The sequence below is a fragment of the Streptomyces kanamyceticus genome (genome assembly GCF_008704495.1).
GTDB classification, from domain to species: domain Bacteria; phylum Actinomycetota; class Actinomycetes; order Streptomycetales; family Streptomycetaceae; genus Streptomyces; species Streptomyces kanamyceticus.
In genome coordinates this window covers 9,292,573-9,312,476 of the sequence record NZ_CP023699.1, presented here as the reverse complement: position 1 = coordinate 9,312,476, position 19,904 = coordinate 9,292,573, and the positions used below count along the sequence as shown (strand labels likewise).

The 19,904-nt window shown below is 71.7% G+C and carries 10 protein-coding genes; all 10 read right to left on the bottom strand.

Annotated features, from left to right (window positions below):
* Nucleotides 1-430: 430 nt before the first annotated feature.
* The 10 genes from CP970_RS40270 to CP970_RS40225 all read right to left on the bottom strand — a co-directional run bounded on the left by CP970_RS40270 (nt 431) and on the right by CP970_RS40225 (nt 19,872).
* A complete protein-coding gene (locus CP970_RS40270; RefSeq protein ID WP_079043225.1) occupies nt 431-1,537 on the bottom strand; it encodes a 50S ribosomal protein L11 methyltransferase in 1,107 nt (368 codons plus the stop codon).
* A 62-nt stretch (nt 1,538-1,599) separates the two neighbouring features.
* The gene (locus CP970_RS40265; RefSeq protein WP_055544486.1) at nt 1,600-2,574 is read right to left on the bottom strand and encodes an aspartyl/asparaginyl beta-hydroxylase domain-containing protein; all 975 of its coding nucleotides are present in this window, start codon (nt 2,572-2,574) and stop codon (nt 1,600-1,602) included.
* Nucleotides 2,575-2,769: 195 nt separating this feature from the next.
* Nucleotides 2,770-4,071, bottom strand: coding sequence for an MFS transporter (locus tag CP970_RS40260; protein ID WP_224058977.1), 1,302 nt, complete (start codon nt 4,069-4,071; stop codon nt 2,770-2,772).
* An 80-nt stretch (nt 4,072-4,151) separates the two neighbouring features.
* Nucleotides 4,152-4,808 carry a helix-turn-helix domain-containing protein gene (locus tag CP970_RS40255; protein ID WP_063806011.1) on the bottom strand — a complete coding sequence of 219 codons (657 nt, stop codon included), beginning with the start codon at nt 4,806-4,808 and terminating at the stop codon, nt 4,152-4,154.
* A 66-nt stretch (nt 4,809-4,874) separates the two neighbouring features.
* Nucleotides 4,875-6,203, bottom strand: a complete 1,329-nt coding sequence (locus tag CP970_RS40250; protein ID WP_055544505.1) for a glutamate synthase-related protein — start codon at nt 6,201-6,203, stop codon at nt 4,875-4,877.
* A 19-nt stretch (nt 6,204-6,222) separates the two neighbouring features.
* Nucleotides 6,223-7,536: a methylaspartate mutase gene (locus CP970_RS40245; protein WP_055544487.1), complete on the bottom strand. Its 1,314-nt coding sequence runs from the start codon at nt 7,534-7,536 to the stop codon at nt 6,223-6,225.
* Nucleotides 7,536-8,030 (bottom strand): cobalamin B12-binding domain-containing protein, encoded by a 495-nt coding sequence (locus tag CP970_RS40240; protein ID WP_107098834.1) that lies wholly within the window; start codon nt 8,028-8,030, stop codon nt 7,536-7,538. Before CP970_RS40240 ends, CP970_RS40245 begins: the two co-directional genes overlap by 1 nt.
* Nucleotides 8,027-8,776 (bottom strand): SDR family NAD(P)-dependent oxidoreductase, encoded by a 750-nt coding sequence (locus CP970_RS40235; protein WP_055544488.1) that lies wholly within the window; start codon nt 8,774-8,776, stop codon nt 8,027-8,029. Before CP970_RS40235 ends, CP970_RS40240 begins: the two co-directional genes overlap by 4 nt.
* A 45-nt stretch (nt 8,777-8,821) precedes the next feature.
* Nucleotides 8,822-9,841 (bottom strand): guanitoxin biosynthesis L-enduracididine beta-hydroxylase GntD, encoded by a 1,020-nt coding sequence (gntD, locus tag CP970_RS40230; protein ID WP_055544489.1) that lies wholly within the window; start codon nt 9,839-9,841, stop codon nt 8,822-8,824.
* A 59-nt stretch (nt 9,842-9,900) separates the two neighbouring features.
* Entirely contained in the window at nt 9,901-19,872 is a 9,972-nt protein-coding gene (locus CP970_RS40225; RefSeq protein ID WP_191095011.1) for an amino acid adenylation domain-containing protein, read from the bottom strand.
* Between the last annotated feature and the right edge of the window lie 32 nt (nt 19,873-19,904).

The window sequence follows — 19,904 nt, the reverse complement described above, 5'->3', positions numbered from 1 at the left end:
GGACTGGCCGAAAATCTTGGTGAATCTTGGCCAACCTAGCCGACGCGGAACAGCTGCACACCTCTGACGAAGCGTCAACGAACATTTATCGGACAGCCGACAGATACCGCCACGAACTGGTTCGGCACACGTCTGAACTGGCCATTCGAGGGGACGCACTCATCGCATTTCAACCATCGTGCGAAGCAGGAAGTGGCCGAGATGCTGCGGGAGATCGTCTTCCGCTGCGGCTCCCGCATGCGCCGGTGAAAGACGGGCCCGTGGGCGACGGGGCATTCCAGCCAGACGGCATATGAACAACGCGCCGTCAACACGCCCTCGACACACCGCCCACACACGGATGGCCCGGGCGGCCCGGCACCGGGGCGATGTGTTCGCCTCGATTGCCGACGGGCCGCCCGGGCCGCTGGATCCGGGCCGGATTACCGCTTCACGCTACGGTCACATTCAGCCGGTAGTCGCTCCAGCCGAGCCGCAGCGGGACCTTCTCCCCCGCGGTGACCGGGACGGGCAGCTCGAAGGGGACCAGGGCCTGCATCCAGTGCGAGTCCTTGCTGTCGGGGCCGTTGCACAAGGTCGTCGCGCCGAGATCGAGTTCGAACCAGACGACGAGCGCGTGGGCGAGCCCGTCGGTGTCGGCGGCCACCGGCAGGGTCCGCGCGCCAGGGCCCAGGATCCCCTTCGCCAGATCGAATTCGACGAGCGGAAAGGCGCCGGAGAGCATCTGATGCGGCCAGGTGTTGAGGCGCACCGGGAAGTGCCCCGGCGTGGCGAGGGTGTTCATCAGCGAGACGTCGAACCCGCTCGCCATGTCGACGCGGTTGAGCCGGGCCATGGACTCGCTCTGCACCAGTTGTCCGTACAGCCTGGCCGCGGCGGGCAGCATGATGCCGTCGGGCGCGAGCAGGTGTTCGCGGGCATGGCGGATGGAGGGCAGCAGTCCCTCGCCGATCAGTCCGCAGTCGACGATCTCGGAGACCAGGACGTCCGCGCGCGCGTCGATGTCCTTGCCGACCTCAAGTTCCGTCGACGGCTTCCCGATGACGGTGATGGTGTCGGACATGCCGTGCGCGTCGATGATCTGCCGCGCGACCTCCGCGAGGAGCGGGTTGAGTTCGCACGTGGTCACGCGTCCCGCACCGGCCCGTACGGCCGCCATGGCGAGCAGCCCGGTCCCCGATCCGATGTCCAGCACGTGCGCGCCGGGCGGCACGTTGCCCTCCAGGGCCGAGACCAGTGCGCTGTTGCGCTCGGTGTCGTTCAGCATCGCGAAGTGCCAGCGGGGCACGGACGCGAGGGCGATGTCGGACAGCGCGCCCGACCCCGCGCCCAGGTGCGCCGCCGGGTCCCGCAGCGTCGCCTGCGCCCGCTCGGCCAGGTCCTTGATGTCCTGGGCCAGCGTCTGCAACGAGGCGACCGCCAGGCGGTACGCGCTGTCGGGCGAGGTCGGCGCCGAACCGCTTTCGGTGTCGTCAGGCGTGGTGAGCGGACGGCGCACCCTGGTGGTCGTACTGGTCTCGCTCTCCTGCAGAAACATTCTCGCTCCTGATGTCGGAAGCCTGCTCGGAAGGCTGATCGGCGGCCTGAGGTGTGGGCGGCTCAGCCCACGGGCCGTGCCGCGGAGCGCAGGGCCTCCTCCGTACGGCTCCCGTGGCGCCTGCGGAAGCGGACGCGCAGGGCGCCGTCGGCGGGCTCGACCTTGAGAGTGCGGTCCATCATTCCGCCGGTCATGCGGAACTCGCCCTCGCCGATGTGGACCAGCGACGCGGTGGGGACGTCGCCGACGTCGAGGACGAGCCGGTCCCCGTCGAGCCGCAGACGGCCTTCGAGGTCGGGAGTACCCGGGTCGTCGAGTTCGTCGATCTCGCCGTAGAGGAATTGCCCGGGAAGCGCGAATTCGGCGAGCATGGAATGCAGTTCGGCCTTGCCGAGCGGCATTTCCGGACGGTCCACAAGGACGTCCGACCAGCGCATGGATTCCCGGAAGTCCGCGGGGAAGAGCTCCAGGAGTTCCCGGCTCACATAACTGTCGATGACGAGGTGGACACGGCGCTCGGAGCCGCCGTTGCGCACCGAGTGGAGCCGGTTGAAGTCACCGAACCACAGGGTGCCGGGCGGCCAGGTGTAGTCGACGCCGTCCAGTGTGAGAACGGCTTCCGCATTGGTGATCAGCGGTATGTGCAGCCGCACCCAACCGGCCGGAAGACCGTAGGGATAGTCACGGTGTTCGGACACTTCGGCGCCGGGGCCGAGTGCCATGAGGCGCACCGCGCGCACGTCGGTCGGCAGCGCGTCCACGATGGACGCGATGTAGGGGGCCTGCTCCATCCAGGGCGTGGAGGCGTAATCGACCAGGCCCATGCCGCCGGGGTCCGTCCGGTCGACGCGGCCCTCGGGGCTGCGCAGCGGCAGGACCCGCCAGTCGGCCTCGGTCTCCTCCGTGGGTTCCAGGCTCTCTCCGAAGGTGCGCTGCTTCGCCCATTGCGTGGCTTCCAGATGAACGAGCTCGGCCACGAGCCGGTCCACGTCAAATTCGCCCTCGAGCTGCGCAGCGCCGAACATGGCATTCGACATGATGACGTCTCTATTCCGTGAGTTGAGTACATGGAGTTGCGTACGTGGGAGTTGAGTACGTGATCCGGATTGCGGGAGACCCGGCAGTTCTCGGACTTCATGTCTTCCGCAGTTCGTAAACTACCGTCATGCGACGTGCCGGGGCCGGAAGTTGTGGAGGCAATTGAGGCGGCAGAATCCGGTGATCCGCGCGGGCTACACGGTCTCCTTGTGTGGTTCCGGCTCCTCTGGTTGCTGCGGCCGGGAATCCAGTTCGCGCCAGTGCGGGAAGAGCGGTGGTATCACGGTGCAGAACAGATAGATCGCGCCACAGCCGAGCAGGACGGGTGCCAGGCCCGTGAACGACACGGCGACACCGGCCAGGATCGGGCCGAGCGGAATCCCCGCCGTGCCGACGGAGTCGGTGAGCGCGGAGACGCGGCCGAGCAAGTGGCGCGGGATGCGCTCCATCTGGACGGCGTTGATGATCGGGTTGATGAAGCCGATGGCGAGGCCGTCCGCCACCGCGGTCACCACGACCACCCACAGCGGTACGTCCAGGGCCATGACGACGAACCGGGGCGGTCCCCCGACCAGGAAGGCGATGACGTACGTACGGCGGCGGCGCAGCTTGTGCGAGAACGCCGTGGCCAGCAGGGATCCCGCGACGGCCGCGATGCCGAAGGCCGAGCCGAGCGCGCCGATGGCGGCCGGACCGCCGCCGGTCTCCTTGGCCCAGACCGGGATGAGCAGGGAGCCGTAGGCCGCGTCGATGAGGTTGGTGACGCTGAGCATGATGGCGATGGAGCGCAGCAGCCGGTTACGGGCCAGGAAGCGGGCGCCCGCCTTGAGCCGCTCCACGTAACTCTCTTCGGGGGCCTGGTCCTTGGCGAGAAGCTCCTCGGCGGGAGCCTCCTCGGCGGGGATCTCCTCCGCGACCTGGCCCTTCCTGGAGGGCTGCCGGGCCGACCGCAGGGCGCCGATGGAGATGAGCCCCGCGGAGAGCACGAAGCAGAACGAGTTGCCGACCATGGCCCACAGCGGGCTCAGGAGGGCGACGAGCGCGCCGGCCGCGGCGGGCCCCGCCGCGCCCGCGATCCGCTCGACCGTGCCCATCATTCCGCTGGCCCGTTCCAGCGAGATCCCGGCGTCCTCGGCGACCGTCGGGATCAGGGTGCGCTTGGCCACGTCACCGGGGCCGCGGGCCAGGCCGATCGCGGCGGCCAGGACCATCAGGACCCCGAAGGGCAGGATGTCCAGCCAGTAGCAGAGCGGGACCAGCATGACCACGACGGCACTGATCAGGTCGGCGGCGACGCTGAAGCTCCGCCCGCCCATCCGGTCGATCAGAGGCCCTGACAACGCCTTGCCGACGACCAGTGGCACCGCCTCGCAGAACACGATGAGGCCCGTACGGATGGGGCTGTCACTCGTGTCGAGCACCAGCCAGGGCAGCGCGATCATGCTGAGCCTGGTGCCGAAGAGCGAGACCGTGAAGGAGGCGAGCAGGCCGGTCATGGGCCTGCGGGAGGGCGCTGGGGAGGGTATCGGGGAGGGCGTTGAGGAGCCGCTCGCGTGGGACATGGACCGTCCTTCCGTCATTCAGGTTCGTGCGGCTCGCTCCCGGTCAGCGTGCCGGGCCGGGGGAACGCCTGGATCTGGAGGGTGACCGGCGCCGTGTGTGCGGCGTCGTCCGCCGTCCGGCCGCCTTCGGCGCGGTACCGCTCGACGGTGTGGAAGATCTCCTCGACCAGGGACTTCAACTGATCGGCTGAAAGGCGTAGTTCGAAGTCGCTGGTGGTGCTCGCCGCGCGCCACTCGGCGGGCAGCTGGGGCAGTTCGTCGATGGCGCGCTGGGTCTGCTCCGCGTACAGGGCCGTGACGCCGCGCAGATAGGTGTCGGCGAGCGCGCCGACCTCATCGCTGCCGACGAGGTCTGCGGGCCGCACCCGGGTGGTCCGGTGCACCGCCTTCCACCAGCGCTCGCGTCCGCCGCCCGACCGCGCCTGCTCCTCCACGAAGCCGTACTGGGCGAGTTGGCGGACGTGGTAGCTGGCGGACGCCGAGCTCACTCCCGTGCGGTCCGCGAGTCTGGTCACGGTGGCCGGGCCCTCGGTGCGCAGCAGGTCCAGGAATTTGACCCGGAGCGGGTGCGCGAGGCCCCGCAACGAGCTCGCGTCCAGCGTGACTTCGGTGTCCCGCGGGGTGCGTCCGTCGTCCTGGCTTCCGTGGGGTGCTCCGCCGTTCGTGCTCATGTCCCGACTGTAGGAGTCCCAAGACTTGTTTGCCAAGGTCTCTTGGCAAACAAGTCTTGGGACGGTTCAGTGCGCCGGGACTCCCTCGGCCCTCGGCTCCGCCGAGCTGCGCGGTGCCCGCTCCGGCGCCGCCGGGTCCCACAGGTCTTCAGGACCCAGCTCGCCCACCCGGTACTTGCCCATCGCGCTGACCAGCAGCCGCAGTTCGAGGGCGAGCGCCCGCACGAGGTGTTCGAGGCCCGCGTCGCCGTCCTCGTCGACGGCGAGGAGCGCCGCCCTGCCCAGGCCCACGGCGGCGGCCCCGGCCGCCAGCGCCTTGGCGGCCCGGGTGCCTTCCCACATCCGGCCGCTGACGAGCAGGCAGTCCCCGGGGCGCGGCGCGAGCCTGCGCAGGCACTCCCCGAGGGGCAGGCCCACCGAGTCGAGGAAGGCGGTCGGCGCCCAGCCGGAACCGCCCTCCGCGCCGTCCACGGTGACCGCGTGGGCGCCTGCCTCCCAGGCGGTGGCCGCGGCCTCGCGCACGTCGCGGGAGGGCGGCAGCTTCACCCAGACCTTGGCGCGCGGGTAGTTGTTCCGCATCAGCCGTACCTGGTGGGCGAGGATCTCGTCGGTGAAGGTGCCCGGGGTGCCGCAGCGCAGGGCGAGGCCGCTGCCCTCGTCGAGGATCCGCTCCACCGCGTACTGCTCTTCCAGTCGGTGCGCGGACTCCTCGCCGATCACCGTCATCCCGCCGAGGCCGGGCTTCGCGCCCTGGCCCACCTTCAGCTCGAAGGCGAGTCGGCCCGAGTCGAGGAGCGGCCGCGCGGAGACGTCGCTGTAGACGAGGTTCCACATCTCGGCGTCGGCGTCCTCGGTGGACTGCTGGACCGCGACGCCGCCCCCTTCGCCCTCCAGCGCGTCGCCGTACGCGGCGATCCGGCCGAGGAGGGTCCGGCCCGCCCGCTCGTCGAGGCGCCCGGTGCCGTTGACCGGACCGATGTTCTCGCCGACGACCATCGGTATGCCGAGCCGGGCCGCCTGCCGTCCCACCGCGGTGCCCAGGTCACGGCTGGCCACCTCGGTGGAGCCGAACGCCGAGACGTACACGGGCAGCGCCGCGGCGAAGCCGCCGATCACGGTCGTCAGGTCCACGTCCCCGTGCAGCGGTTCGCGGGCCAGCTCGATGAGCTTCTCCAGGCGGCGCGGCATGAAGGCGGGCGGCACCAGCCGCGTCCGGTCGAGGGCATCGGCCGGGTCCTGCCCGCGCGGTCCTTCCTGCCCGTGCGGCGGGTGTCCCCCGGCGCCGAACAGCTCACGCCCGTAGGAGGCGGCGGGCGGAAAGAGCCGGGCGGCTCCCTCGCGGGCCCGCGCCCGTACTTCCGCCTCGGGAAAGCCCGCGGCTCGCAGTGCGTTCACGTCACATCGCCCCGTCACGTCACATCGCCCCGTCTCGGATCGGATACGGTTCCCCGCTCGGCGCCCGTGTGAGCTCGCCGAGGTCCAGTCGTGCCGCCATGTGGTGCAGGGCCTCCAGGAGTCCGCCGCTGGTCAGGGCCGCCGCCGGGCGAGCCGTGGCGACGTGTCCGAGGGGCATCGAGCCGATCGAGCTCCAGGCCAGCCTGCCGCGCTCGTCGATGAAGCTGGCGCTGCGCGACGCGTTGTCGGGGTGCAGGCAGTAGGGCACGTCGAGCCAGCCGCGCCGGAACGCCGTGAGCAGGGCGTCGCCCAGATCGGAGCCGAGGTTCAGGACGGCGTCGATCAGGGCGCGCGACTCGGCGTACACCTCCGACCCCCCGTCGTCCCGCGCTGCGGCGCCGGGCTCGGTGTGCCGCGCGGTGACGGCGCAGTCCTCCAATGCCGCCACGTTCTGGGCGATCGTCGGGATCCGGTGGGCCTCCGCGGTGGTCTTCACGATGAGCCGCTCGGCGCCGGTGCGCACGGCGAGCCGGACGGCCGCCTCTTGCAGGGCGCGGGCGCCGGAGCGCGTGGCCGGGTGGACGCCCATGTAGGTGTAGATGACGATGTGCCGGTCGACGCCGGGAAGCAGTTCGGCGGCGAGGGCGCGCAGCGCCCGCACCGCCTCGGCGTCCTGCTCGGGGTCGATCTGCTGGGCGTAGCTGAGCGAGACGCTGCGCACCCCGTGCTGGGCGAAGAACATGCCTTCGAGCAGCGAGAGCGCGACGAGGAGTCCCGGCGGGCACAGCTGTCCCAGCATGCAGCCGCCGAAGCTCTCCAGATGCGGCTCGGCGCCGTCGCCGACGCCGTCGGTCAGCAGGCGGCAGGACTCCGCCCAGTTGCGTACGGACTCCTTGAGCGGCGTACGGCCGTAGGGCAGGCAGTACGAGACGGGACCGCCCTCCGTGGCGTGCAGTCCCGCCGCGGTGAGGGCCCGCACGATGTCCTGCGGGGCCGCGGAGCCGTGCCGCACCTGGACGGGGAAGTCCGGCCCGTGCACGCCGTCGAGCATCTCGCGAGTGCGCCGGGGGCCGTGCGTGACGAGGGGGAAGCCGTTGAGGTCCACCCCCTCGTCGAGGGCGCGCCGCGCCGCGGGCAGATCACCGACCCTGGTGTAGCTGTCGATGGTCAGCGTCCCGACGGTGGTGGCGTCGGCGGCACGGGTGGCATCGAGGCCCCTGCGCATCCGCTCCGGGGAGCTGAAGCCCATGCGGGGCTGGACGACCAGCTCCCCGGCGGCGCGTACGAATCCGCCGAAGCTCGTGGGCGCGAGGCCACGGGTGCTCTGCGCCATCAGCAGCGCGCCTCGGCTCGCAGCTTCTCCAGGAAGCCGTGGAACTCGAGGACGCCGACGCTGTCGTCGAACACCGCGTCGTAGCCCGCCTCGCGCAGTCGCGGCCCCCAGGCGGCCGAGCCGTCGCCGAGGGTGCCGAGCTTGCCGCCGATCACCACCGGGGTCGACGCGAGTTCGGCGCTCTCCCGGATGGCGGCGATCAGCCGCAGTCCGTCGTTGGCGCCGTGTCCGTTGACGCTGCTGACGACGATGAGGTCGGGGACCCGCGCCGTGCAGCGTTCCAGGAGCAGCGCGTCGGGGACGCAGGGCCCCAGGTTGGTCACCCGGTTCCCCCACTCGGTGAGCAGCAGTTCCAGGTAGATCAGGTTCCAGGTGTGCGCGTCCGACGAGGTGCCGGTCACCACGACGTCCAGGCGTCCTGCCGCCTCGCGCGCGGCGACGCCGCGCGGGGCGTCGTCGCGGGGCACGACACCGGGGCTCCCCAGTCCGGTCATCGGCCGCTGCGCACGGCTGTGCCGTACGCGGAGGTCGTGGCGCCGACCGTCTCGCCGCCGTCGATGATCAGTTCCTGTCCGGTGAGGAACGCCGCCTCGTCGGAGGCGAGGTAGTGGAACGCCGAGGCGATCTCGGACGGGTCCGCGTGCCTGCCCGCCGGGATCTGGGCGTTGGTCTCCTTGAGCATCTCGTCGGTGTACTCGGCGAGTTGCATGGGGGTGAGCACCGCGCCGGGGCTGACGCAGGCGGCCCTGACGCGCGGGCTCAGTTCGAGCGCGAACGTACGGACGAGGGCGAGGATGCCCGCCTTGCTGGCGTTGTAGTCGGCGTAGTGCGGGTAGCCCCGGGTGCCGTTGACGGACGCCGTGGCCAGCAAGGTGCCGTGCCCCTGCTCGACCATGATCCGGGCGGCCTGCTGCCACAGGGCGAGTACGCCGAAGAGGTTGACCTCGACAAGGCGCCGGACGTCGCTCTCGCGCATGTCGAGGACGCCGTGCCGGGTGCTGATGCCCGCGTTGGCGATGACGACGTCGAGCCGCCCGGTCTCCCGGTGGGCCCCGGCCACCGCCTCCTGCACCGCTGTCCAGTCGGCGACGTCGACCTCGGTCCAGGTCCCGGCGGGCTCGCCGCCCGGGTCCGGGGCTTTGACGTCGAGATTCACCACGTGGTCGCCCGCCGCGGCGAACCGCTCGGCGGTGGCGCGGCCGATCCCGCTGGACGCTCCTGATATGACGATGGTGCGCACGTTCGACTCCTCGTGATCAGAGTGGTTTTCACGGATGCCGGAAGCTCAGAACAGGACCCGGCGGCTGTCCGGGAGGATGCTCGCGCTGGCCTTGCGCAGATCGCGGCTGACGATCATCCGCTTCAGCCAGCGGTCCCTGCCGTCGTACTTGGGCCGGAACGGCTTGCGGCCGTGCACGGCGAGGTAGTTGTCGATGATCAGCAGGGTGCCCTGGTCGATGACCACGGCCTGCTGCACGCGCTCCAGCTCGGCGATGAGGTTGTCGAAGGCGCGCTGGGCGCCGGGACGGTCGGCCACGCACCGCGTGAAGGTCTGGTCCACGCGGACGTAGGGGCGCTCGCGGTCGCCGAACAGCACGGGCACCGCCTCGGGATTGCGCTCCATCTCCTCGGCCCTGGCGAGCGCCGGGTGGTCGGGGAAGCGGGTGCGCAGCTGCCGGACGTGCTCGTCGTCGGGGAGGTTGTAGAAGTCGGGGCGCAGCAGCGCGTCGAGGTCCTCGTCGCTGAGCTTCACGTCACGGACCGAGGAGAGGGCGGTCGGCACGTGTTCGTCGTTGCGCATGCCGAGGAGCAGCAGGTAGTCGCAGCGGTCGGGGTGGAAGCAGTCCTCGGTGTGGAGTTCGAGGAGCGCCTCGCTGCCGTGTCCGGTGGGCCGGTCCTCGTCGCCGCGGATGGGCAGCACGTCCTGGACCATGCGGCCGAGCTGCAGGGTCAGCCAGTTGTAGGGGTCGCCGAGCGCCGTCGAGCACATGGCGAGGAAGTGGTCGGGCTCCCGGGTGGATCCGCTCGGGTCGGTGCGCTCCCAGTGCTCGGGGGTCGCGCCGACCGCCGCGTCGTCCACGGGGAAGCCGTGGACGAGGAACCCCACGTGGTCCTCGGTGCGGCGGAACCGCTCCAGGGCCTTGCGCAGGCCGTCCGGGAGCCCGGCGTCGGCGAACGGGTTGCGGTCGTAGCCCGTCGGGTCCGTCGCGTCGGGCAGGGTGGCGGCGAGGCGGGCGCTCTCGTCCCTTAACTGACGTGCCTCGGCGGGGGACAACTCGTAGTGCAGGATGTTCTCTTCGGCCATGGCGCCGGACTTCCTTCCTTGAGCCTCGGGTGCGTGCGGGGTGATGGGGGCGGGCAGGGTCACGGGTGCGTGGGGCTCCCGGCGAGCGCGCGGGCCAGGACGGCCGCGATGTCCTTCAGCGGCGCGGGCCGTGTCATGTCCAGGTGCTCGCAGGCCAGGGAGTGGGACGCGATGTCTCCCGCGACGTACGCGCGCCAGTCCTCGGGCAGCGGCGAGGTGCCGTCCCGCCCCAGGGCCGCCGTGAAGTGCAGGACGTCCCCGGGGTACGTGGCGGTCTCGGCCTCCTCGACGAGCCGGACCGTGTGCGCGGCCGCGGTGGTGAGCGAGGCGACGAAGGCGGGTTCCTGTTCCGGCCACTCGCCGCCTTCCCTGCGCAGGAAGCCCGCGATCTCGCCCGGGTCGAACGCGGGCGCGGAGCCGTCGGCGTCCATCGGGGTGGAGGTGTCCGTCGAGGTGGAGGCGTCCATCGGGGAGGAGGCGTCCATCGGGTAGGAGTCGAGGAGCGCGAGGAGTGCCACCCGCTCGCCCTGTCCGCGCAGGCGGCAGGCCATCGCGTGCGCGATGTTCCCGCCGAGTGACCAGCCGAGCAGGTGGTAGGGACCGTGCGGCTGCACGCCGCGTAGATGCGCGAGGTAGTCGTCCACGAGCGCGCCGAGGTCGGCGGGCCGCTCCTCCTCCCAGACGCTCGCCGCCTCGCCCTCGCCGGGGCGCCGCGCCTGGAGCCCGTACACGGGCCGGTCCGTCAACTCACCGGCCAGGCCGCCGTAGCACCAGCTCAGACCGGTCACGGGGTGGACGCAGAAGAGCGGCGGGAGACTGCCCGTGGTGCTCAGCGGCAGCAGCACGCCGGAGCCGGGCCGCGTGCCGCCGCCGTCCGCCCGCGCGGCGAGACCCGCCACGGTCGGCGTCTGGAAGAAGTCCTGCAGCGTGAGACCGGCCAGACCGGCATGCGCCGCGCACTCCGTGTGGATCCGGCTCACCAGCCGCGTGACCAGGAACGAGTGGCCGCCCAGATGGAAGAAGCTGTCGTCCACGCCGACGTCGGGCACGTCGAGCGCCTCGGCGAACAGGCCGCTCAGCCGCTGTTCGAGCTCGGTGTCCGGGCGCCTGCCGGCGCCGCCGTACTCGGGCACGGGCAGCGCCCGCCGGTCCAGCTTGCCGTTGCCGGTGACGGGCAGGGCGTCCAGCGGCACGAAGGCTGCGGGGACCATGTACGCGGGCAGTGACTCGGAGAGGAAGCGGCGCAGCGCGTCGGGGTCGGTGCCGTCCCGGCCACCGGCCGCGACCACGTAGGCGACCAGACGCTGGTCGCCCGGCCGGTCCTCGCGGACCACCACCGCGGTGTGCGCGATCCCCGGGTGGCCGCTCAGGACCGCCTCGATCTCGCCGAGTTCGATGCGGAAGCCGCGGAGTTTCACCTGGTCGTCGGCGCGCCCGCAGAATTCGAGGCTCCCGTCGGAGCGCCAGCGGGCGAGGTCTCCCGAGCGGTACATGCGCGCCCCGGTGGGGCCGAAGGGCGAGGCCACGAAGCGTTCCGCGGTGAGCGCGGCGCGCCCGGAGTAGCCGCGGGCGAGGCCGCGTCCCGCGATGTACAGCTCCCCGGTGACCCCGGGCGGTACCGGCCGCAGCGCCGCGTCCAGGACGTACACCCACATGTTGCTCATGGGGCGGCCGAGCACGGGCGTCGGCGATCCCTCCAGCGGCGCGGTGAGCGTCTCGACCGTGCACTCGGTGGGCCCGTAGCAGTTGTAGCCGGTGGTGCCCTCCTCTTCGAGCAGCCGCCGCCACAGGGGTTCGGGGATGGCCTCGCCGCCCAGGGTGATCGTGCGCGGGGTCAGTCGCGGCGTCGAGAGCAGACCGTGCTCCAGCATCTCCAGGCCGTACGTCGGTGTGGTGTCCAGGAGGTCCACGCCGTGCCGCCCGATGTAGCGCACCACGGCGGCCGGGTCGCGCCGGTCGGCCTCGGTGAGCGGATGCAGCTCGTGGCCCAGGCACATCGCGACGACCCACACCCAGGAGGCGTCGAAGGACAGCGGCGCGGTGAACGCGATCCGCGCGGTGTCGCGGCCGGTGGCCAGCAGGTGCTCGGTGAAGAGCTCCTCGCGGTGGGCGTGGCACATGTTGGTGAGGTTGCGGTGTTCCACCACGACGCCCTTGGGGCGCCCCGTGGAGCCCGAGGTGTAGAGGACGTACGCCGGGTGGGCCGGGCGCAGCGGCGTGACCCGCTCGGCGTCGGTGGGGTCCTGCGACAACACGGAACATCCCGGCCCGTTCTCCCTGTCGTCGGAGCCGGTCTCCGCGCCGTCCTCCAGGTGGTCGAGGAGCAGTACGGGCCCCGGGTCGAGGCCGTCCAGGGTGGCGAGGGCTGCCATGCTCGTCAGGGTCAGCCGGGACTCCGCGTCGTCGAGGATGTACGCGATGCGGTCCGACGGATGTCCGGTGTCGACGGGGACGTAGGTGGCTCCCGCCTTGAGCACCGCGAGCAGCGCGACCACGGACGAGACCGAGCGTTCGAGGAGTACGGTGACCCGGTCCTCGGGCCCGATCCAGCGCCGGACCAGCTCCCAGGCGAGTGAGTTCGCCCGGGAGTTGAGCTCGCCGAAGGTCAGCCGCCGACTGCCGAGGACGAGCGCGGTGGCGTCCGGCTTGAGCCGCGCCTGCTCCTCGAACAGTTCGTGCACGGGCCGTTCGTCGGCGAGCACGGAGGCGTGTCCGCTCCACTCGGTGAGGATGCGGCGGTGTTCCTCGGGGTCGAGCAGTTCCATCCGGCCGAGCGGCTCGTCGGGCCGTTCGGCCACGCCGGTGAGGAGGTTGACGAGCCGGACGGCCATGGTCTCGACGGTCGCGTGGTCGAACAGGTCGGTGGCGTACTCGATGTCCCAGCGCAGACCGGCCGGTTCGCCGTCGTCGTCGAAGCACTCGTGCGCGGCGAAGAACGTGTCGAACTCGGCGATGTGGGCGACCACCGGGAACTCCGACGCCTGGATTCCGGGGAGGTCGAAGGAGGTTCCCGCGCTCTGGCCGCGCAACATCAGCATGTGCTGGAAGAGCGGGTTGCGGGAGGTGGAGCGGGCCGGGTTCAGGGCTTCCACGACGCGTTCGAAGGGCAGGTCCTGATGGGCGTACGCGTCGAGATCGGTGACACGCACCCGGTCGAGCAGCTCACGGAAGGTCGGATCACCCGACACATCGGTCCGCAGAACCAGCGTGTTCACGAAGAACCCGACCAGATCGTCGAGCGCGTCATCGGTACGCCCGGCCACCGCCGTCCCCAGCGGAATGTCCGAACCCGCACCCAACCGCGAGAACAACGTCGTCAACGCCGCCTGCAACACCATGAACAACGTCGCACCCGACTCACGCCCAAGACCAACGAGCCCCGCGTGCACAGAGGCGGGCACGGTGACGGATACGGTCCGGCCCCGGTAGGAGGCGACCGCCGGACGAGGGTGATCGACCGGCAGCTCCAGCTCGGCGGGCAGGCCAGCCAACTGCGCCCGCCAGTACGTCAATTGGCGAGCGCCGAGGCTCGCCGGATCGGCCGCGTCGCCGAGCAGCTCCCGCTGCCACAGGGCGTAGTCGGCGTACTGCACGGGCAGTTCGGCCCGCTCCGGAGCCGTCCCGGCCAGGCGTGCCGCGTACGCGACCGAAAGGTCCCGAGCCAGCGGCACCAACGACCACCCGTCACCCGCGATGTGATGCAGCACCACCAACAGCACGTGATCGTCCTCGGACACCCGGAACAGGTCACACCGCAACGGCGGTTCGGCCGCCAGGTCGAAGCTGTGGCCCGCCGCCGACTCCACCCGCTCCGACAGCGCCTCCGCGTCCACCTCCGTGACCAGCAGCGGGACCTCGGCATCGTCGGCGATCTCCTGCCGTGGTGCACCGCCCTTCGCGGGGTAGCGCGTGCGCAGCGTCTCGTGCCGGGAGACGACGTCCCCGAGCGCGAGGCGGAGGGCCGCCGCATCGATCGCGCCCCGCAGCCGCACGGCAAGCGGAATGTTGTAGGAGGCACCGCCCTCCTCCCACTCCCGCATGAACCACAAGCGGTACTGCGCGAACGACAGCGGCACCACGTCGGGCCGCTCCCCCGCACGCAGCACGGGACGCGCCTCGTCCGCGTCCCGGAGCAGCGCGGCAATGCCCGCCGGGGTCGGCGCCGAGAACAGTCGGCGGATGCCCACCTCGACGCCGAGCACCGTGCGGATGCGGCTGATGAGCCGGGTCGCGATCAGCGAATAGCCGCCGAGCAGGAAGAAGTTGTCGTCCATGCCGACGCACGGCACGCCGAGGACCTCCGCGAAGAGCCCGCACAGCACTTCTTCCTGAGGGGTGCGCGGAGCGCGCGGGCCGGACGGTTCGGCCGCGACAGGGCGGGGAGCCGCTTTCGCACGGGGTGCGGGGTCCGGGGCCTCGGCCAGTTCGAGCGTGCCGTCGTGCCGCCAGCGGGCCCGATGCCCCGTCCGGTACATCCGGCCGTCGGGGGTGAAGGGGCTGTCGACGAGCCGGTCATCGTCGCCGGGGGCGGTCGGTGCGGCCGCGAGGTACACGTCACCGGTGACGCCCGCGGGCACGAGCATGAGCCCGGCGTCCAGGACGTACGCGGTGTGTTCGCACTCCGGACCGGTGGACGAGGCGGCGAGCCGCTGCCATAGGTCGGCGGGCAGGGCGGTGCCCCACTCGGCGAGGATCCGGCGGCGTTCCTCGCCGTCGAGGAGCTCCACATTGCCGACCGGGGCGTCGGGTTCGGCGACGACCGCCTCCAGAACGCGGCGGAAGCGCCGGGCAAGGACCTCGACGGTCTCGTGGTCGTAGAGGTCGACCGCGTACTCGAACTCGGCGCGCAGGCCCGTCCGCCCGTCATCGGCACCGGGCGTCTCCACCACGCTGACGGTGAGGTCGAACTTGGCGGCGCGGTGCTTGAGGGGGTGCGGCTCCGCGCGCGTGCCGGTGAACTCGAAGGTGGCGACGTCGTTGTTCTGGAGGACGAGCATGTGCTGGAAGAGCGGGTTGCGGGCCGTCGACCGATCCGGGTTGAGCACTTCCACGACGCGTTCGAAGGGCAGATCCTGATGGGCGTACGCATCGAGGTCGGTGACACGCACCCGGTCGAGCAGCTCACGGAAGGTCGGATCACCCGACACATCGGTCCGCAGAACCAGCGTGTTCACGAAGAACCCGACCAAGTCGTCGAGCGCGTCATCGGTACGCCCGGCCACCGCCGTCCCCAGCGGAATGTCCGAACCCGCACCCAACCGCGAGAACAACGCCGCCAACGCCGCCTGCAACACCATGAACAACGTCGCACCCGACTCACGCCCAAGACCAACGAGCCCCGCATGCACAGAGGCGGGCACGTCCACCGAGGCCGTGCGGCCGCGATACGACGCCACTGCGGGACGCTGCCGGTCTTTCGGCATCTCCAGTTCGTCCGGAGCGCCCGCCAACTGCTGTCGCCAGTAAGCCAGTTCGCGGGCCTGGACGCTGTCCGGATCGGCCGCGTCGCCGAGCAGCTCACGCTGCCACAGGGCGTAATCCGCATACTGCACCGGCAGCGCGGCCCACTTGGGACTCGCCCCGTCGCGGCGTGCCGCGTACGCCACCGAGAGGTCCCGCGCCAAAGGCGCCAACGACCAGCCATCACCCGCGATGTGATGCAGCACCAGCAACAGCACGTGATCGTCGCCAGAGACCCTGAACAGCTCACACCGCAACGGCGGTTCGGCCGCCAGGTCGAAGCTGTGGCCCGCCGCCGACTCCACCCGCTCCGACAGTTCCTCCGCGCCAACCTCCGTGACCAGCAACGGGACTTCGGCATCCGCGGAGATCTCCTGCCGGGGCTCACCGCCCGTCACAGGGAAGCTCGTGCGCAGCGTCTCGTGCCGGGAGACGACGTCACCCAGCGCGAGCTGGAGGGCCGCCGCGTCCATCGCGCCCCGCAGGCGTACGGCGAGGGGAATGTTGTAGGCGGCGCCACCCTCCTCCCACTCCCGCATGAACCAGAGCCGGTGCTGCGCGAACGACAGCGGTACGACCTCGGGCCGCTCCCCCGCACGCAGCGCCGGGCGTGCGTCGCCGCCCTCGCGGATCAGTGCGGCGATACCCGCCGCCGTCGGCGCCGCGAACAGATCGCGCAGGCTCAGCTCGGCGCCCATCCGCGAGCGCACCCGGGAGACGAGCCGGGTCGCCGACAGCGAATGACCGCCCAGGGCGAAGAAGTCGTCGTCGACGCCGACCCGGGGAACTCCGAGCACCTCGGCGAACAGGCCGCACAGCACGTCCTCTTGTGGCGTGCGCGGAGAACGGCCTCCCTCCCCGGCACCGCCCGCCACGGGTACGGGGGCGGGGAGCGCGCGCCTGTCGAGCTTGCCGTTGGCCGTCAGCGGCAGGGCGTCCAGGACCACGACGGCCGAGGGCACCATGTAGTCGGGCAGCACCCGGGCCACGGACGCGCGCACCGGTTCCGGCTCGACCGACGCATCGGCCGCCCCCACCACGTACGCGACGAGGCGACGTCCCCCGGCCTCGTCCGCGCGAGCCACCACCGCACACTGGGCGACCCCGGCGCACCCCGCGACCACCGCCTCCACCTCGCGCGGCTCCACCCGGAAACCCCGCACCTTCACCTGGTCGTCCGCGCGCCCCAGGAACTCCAGGACACCGTCACGGTTCCAGCGGGCGCGGTCCCCGGTGCGGTACATGCGCTCCCCGACGGCGTACGGGTCGGCGACGAAGCGCTCCGCGGTGAGCGCGGGCCCGCGCGCATAGCCGTCGGCGAGGCCCGCCCCTGCCACATACAGTTCGCCCGGCACGCCGACCGGGACCGGCTGGAGCCGCGCGTCCAGGAGGTAGGCGCGCTTGCCCGCCAAGGGGGCGCCGATGGGGACGGAGGTCGCGGCGGGGGCGAGGTCCCGCACGGTGTGGCTGGTGGTGAAGCCCATCGACTCGACGGGGCCGTATCCGTTGACGACGGTCAGCCCGGGGAACAGCTGTCCCGCTCGGGCGACGTGTTCCACCGATGCCGCCTCGCCCGCGGTCATCACCGTGCGCAGCCCGGAGAGGATCTCGGGCCGCTCGTCGACGAAGAGGTTGAACAGGGTCGCCGAGACCTGGAGGACGGTCACGCCGTGCTCCCCGGCCAGGTCGGCGAGTTCGTCGATGTCGGTCTTGCGCTCCTTCGGCAGCACCGTGCGGCCGCCGTGGAAGAGGGCGCCGAAGACCTCCAGGGCGAAGGCGTCCCACGACACCGGCGACGACTGGAGGTAGACGTCATCGGCGCGGAAGCCCAGGTAGTCCTGGCCGAGGAAGGTCGACGCCACCGCGCGGTGCGGTGCCACCACGCCCTTGGGGACGCCGGTCGAGCCCGAGGTGAACATGACGCACGCGGGGGTGCCGGGCGGGCAGGCGATGTCCAGGTCGCTTCCCGAGTGCGCCGCGACGGTCTCGGCCTCCTCGTCGAGGAGCAACAGGCGAGCGTCGGTGGCGAGGCGCTCTGGCGGTGAGCCTTCGGCGCTCAGGCGCTCGGGCAGTGAGCCATCGGCGCCCAGGCGCTCGGGCAGTGAGCCATCAGAGACGATCACCCGCGCCCTGACCGTGTCCACCACCGTGCGCAGCCGCTCCTGGGGGAAGGAGGGGTCCAGGAGCGTGTAGGCGGCGCCCGTCTTGAGCACGGCGAGCAGCGACGCCACCAGGTCGGTTCCCCGGGCCAGGAAGATCCCCACCACCTGGTCCCGGCCGACGCCCAGGTCGGCGAGGCGGCGGGCGATCCGGTTGGCACGGGCGTTGAGTTCGGCGTACGAGACGTGCGCGGTGCCGTGGACCAGGGCGGTCCTGTGCGGGTGCGTGCGTGCCTGCTCCTCGAAGACCTCGTGCACGGCGCGGGCCCGTGGGAGCGGTGCGTGGGCGTCGCTCCACTCCGCGAGGACGCGCCGTTCCTCGTGGGCTTCGAGGAGTCCGATGCGGGAGACCGGGCGGTCGGGGTCCGCGACGACCGACTCCAGGAGCCGCAGGAGACGGCCGGTCAGGGTCTCCACCGTGGTGCGGTCGTAGAGATCGGTTGCGTACTCGACGTCGCACCGCAGCCCGTTCGCGGTGCCGCCCGTGTCCTCGTCGAAGGTCTCCTCCACGAAGAACGTCAGGTCGAACTTGGCCGACCTGCGGTCCAGCGGCACGGCGGACGACGTCACGCCGGGGAAGGTGACGTCCAGTGCCGCGCTGTCCTGGAGGACGAGCATGTGCTGGAAGAGGGGGTGGCGGGCGCTGGAGCGGGCCGGGTTGAGGGCTTCCACGACGCGTTCGAAGGGCAGGTCCTGATGGGCGTACGCGTCGAGGTCGGTGGCGCGCACCCGGTCGAGCAGTTCACGGAAGGTGGGGTCGCCCGAGACGTCGGTCCGCAGGACGAGGGTGTTCACGAAGAAGCCGACGAGATCGTCCAGTGCCTCGTCCGCGCGTCCCGCCACAGCCGTGCCCAGGGGAATGTCGGAGCCGCCGCCGAGCCGCGAGAACAGCGCAGCCAGGGCCGCCTGCACCACCATGAACAGCGTCGCGCCCGACTCGCGGCCCAGACCGACGAGACCGGCGTGCAGCGCGGCGGGCACCTCGACCGTCACCGAACGGCCTTGGTAGGAGGCGACCGCCGGACGCGGGCGGTCCGTGGGCAGCTCCACTTCCGCTGGCACGCCCGCCAACTGCTTTCGCCAGTACGCCACTTCACGGGCCTGGACGCTCGCCGGATCGACCGCGTCGCCGAGCAGCTCACGCTGCCAGAGCGCGTAGTCCGCGTACTGCACCGGGAGCTCGGACCACTTGGGACTCACCCCGTCGCGGCGTGCCGCGTACGCCACCGAGAGGTCCCGAGCCAGCGGCGCCAACGACCAGCCGTCGCCCGCGATGTGATGCAGCACCAGCAACAGGACGTGCTCGTCGGCGGTGATCCGGAGCAGCTCACACCGCAGCGGGCCCTCGGCCGCCAGGTCGAACCGGTGATCGGCGGCGGCGTCCACGCGCGCCGACAAGGCGCTTTCGTCCACGGTGGACGTCACGTCGGACATCAGGAGCGGGATCTCGGCGTGGTCGGCCACCTCCTGCCGCGGCTCTCCGTCCGTCACGGGATAGCGCGTGCGCAGGACCTCGTGCCGGGAGGCGACGTCGCCGAGCGCGAGCCGCAGGGCCTCCGCGTCGACCGCGCCCCGCAGGCGTACGGCAAGGGGGATGTTGTAGGAGGCGCCGCCCTCCTCCCACTCCCGCATGAACCAGAGCCGGTGCTGCGCGAACGACAGCGGCACGACCTCGGGCCGCTCCCCCGCACGCAGCACCGGGCGTGACGACTCCTCGTCGACCCGCAGCCGGGCGGCGAGACCCGCCACCGACGGGGCCGAGAACAAATCGCGCACGCTCAGCTCGACGCCCATCCGCGAGCGCACCCGGGAGACGAGGCGGGTCGCCGACAGCGAATGCCCGCCCACTGCGAAGAAGTCGTCGTCCACGCCGACCCGGGGAAGTCCGAGGACGTCGGCGAACAGGCCGCACAAGACCTCCTCTTCGGGAGTACGCGGGCCACGCCCGGTCCCCGCTCCGCCGCCTGCCTCGGGGGCGGGCAGAGCGCCCCGGTCGAGCTTGCCGTTGGCCGTCAGCGGCAGGGCGTCCAGGGCGACGACGGCCGAGGGCACCATGTAGTCGGGCAGCACCCGGGCCACGGACGCGCGCACCCGTTCCGGCTCGACCGACGCACCCACCACGTAGGCGACGAGGCGAGGCCCTCCCGCCTCGTCCTCGCGGGCCACCACCACACACTGGGCGACCCCGGCACAGCCCGCGACCACCGCCTCCACCTCGCGCGGCTCCACCCGGAAACCCCGCACCTTCACCTGATCGTCCGCGCGCCCCAGGAACTCCAGGACGCCGACGGGGGAGGCGATTTCGGGTTCCGTGTGGAGCGCCGGTCGTGAGGAGATGAGCCGAACGTGCCCGTCTGGGTCCAGCGGTGCGGGGGCATCGAGCTCGACCGACGTCAGGGGCAGCCAGTTCATGTCGTCCTCGCTCCACATGTCAGGGGGTGGGG